General features: G+C 58.4%; 2 protein-coding genes. Both read right to left on the bottom strand.

All coding sequences use genetic code 11. The features are described from left to right. Positions 1–516: FAD-dependent oxidoreductase (locus EOA29_RS36440; protein WP_145970048.1), on the bottom strand; the 516-nt coding region annotated here is incomplete at its 3' end. Positions 517–635: 119 nt separating this feature from the next. Then, the gene (locus EOA29_RS36435; protein ID WP_210213224.1) at positions 636–950 is read right to left on the bottom strand and encodes a cupin domain-containing protein; all 315 of its coding nucleotides are present in this window, start codon (positions 948–950) and stop codon (positions 636–638) included. Between the last annotated feature and the right edge of the window lie 465 nt (positions 951–1,415).

Below are 1,415 nucleotides of genomic sequence, written 5' to 3'. Positions count from 1 at the left end.
CCATTCAAAGACGTCGGCGCCTTTCACCCGGGCCGCGTGCGCGAAAGCGGCGGCGACCTTCACCGGCTCAGCACAACCATCCGAAGCCGTATAAATGCCGCCCCGACACGCGCTGTCTTCGTAGTGCGGAAGCAACTGATGCACTTCTTTGGAGGTCAGGATTTTCGTGTCCAGCCCGAACTCCTGGCCGACTGCAAGCCATTCCGAATACCGTGCTAGTGACTTCTCGTCGTATGCTAGTGAAAGGTGTCCTTCCTGGCGCCAATCGAGACCTGCCCCCAACTCTTCCTCAATTCCCTCCCACAGCCGGACGGACTCCATCATCAGCGGCACTTCAGCCGGATCACGTTCTTGTTGCCGAACGGCCCCCCAGTTCCGGCTGGACTGTTCTCCACCGATCCGCCCCTTCTCGAACAGGGCGGCACTCACGCCAGCTCTCGCGAGGTAATACGCGGTGGCGGCCCCCATAATTCCGCCACCGATAATCGCCACATCGTAGATACCCTTCCGCTCCACGCATCGTGCTCCCAGCAGAAATTTCCAGTGATAACGCTCAAACTTGCGGGCCCTCTTCTCTGTCGCGTGAGCGTTGTTCCGCAACGGCTATGCCGGTCCTTCAGTCGGACTGGATGCTTTCAAGCGACTACCATGTAGTATTTCACTACAGGCTCGCTCTGCCTCCAGACGCCCCGGAACCCTTTCGGCAGCAGAAAGGCATCCCCGCGGCGAAAGGTTTCACTAAAGGTGTCCCACTCCAGTGTGACCGACCCGTTGACCACATACATGAACTCGTCCACTGGATAATTCTCCAAATATTCCGTGTAGGGGCCGGCGCGCCATACCCCTGCGTAGAGCCCACTTTCGGCCCGCTCCAGATAAACATGATCGAGTCCCATCGGGCGGCTCTCGATTGGCTTCGCCGTTTTCAGCGGCGCCTCCTCGATCTGCATCCAGCCTTCGGGACCAGTTGGGGAAAATCGGACAGGGGAACTCATTTCTTTCGTCTCGCTCTCGTTGCAAACCAACGCGCGAAGCCTTCGCGACAGATACAAGAGTTGTAAAGTGAGAAGCCTTCCCATACGGTAATCTGAAGTTACCATTGGGAGTTGCGCGTGAGGCACCGTTGTTCGCTAACAACACTGCGTACCTTCGAAACACTAGCTCGTGTGGGCAGCTTCGCTGGCGCAGCCCGCGAACTTGAGGTTACGCGTCCTGCTGTGAGCAAGCAGATCAGACTACTGGAAGAGGCGCTCTCTTGCAGGCTTCTCGATCGCTCTCCTGTGGGGTGCCAACTGACGGCTGAGGGGCGCGAGCTGTACGGCGGCCTAGACCAAGCCTTCAACTTGATCGCGGCTACTACAGAAGGGGTCGCGGACCGGGCTCGGCACGAGCGAAAGGTAAAGGTGCTTGTGGAA

Origin of the sequence: Mesorhizobium sp. M1E.F.Ca.ET.063.01.1.1 (assembly GCF_003998155.1) — a bacterium.
Classification (GTDB): Bacteria; Pseudomonadota; Alphaproteobacteria; order Rhizobiales; family Rhizobiaceae; genus Mesorhizobium.
The sequence above is the reverse complement of the archived record's forward strand: the minus strand, read 5'-3'. Positions and strand labels throughout refer to the sequence as shown.

Excerpts from the sequence above, each read along its gene's own strand:
- EOA29_RS36435 (WP_210213224.1), bottom strand. The coding sequence starts at position 950 with ATGCAGATCGAGGAGGCGCCGCTGAAAACGGCGAAGCCAATCGAGAGC.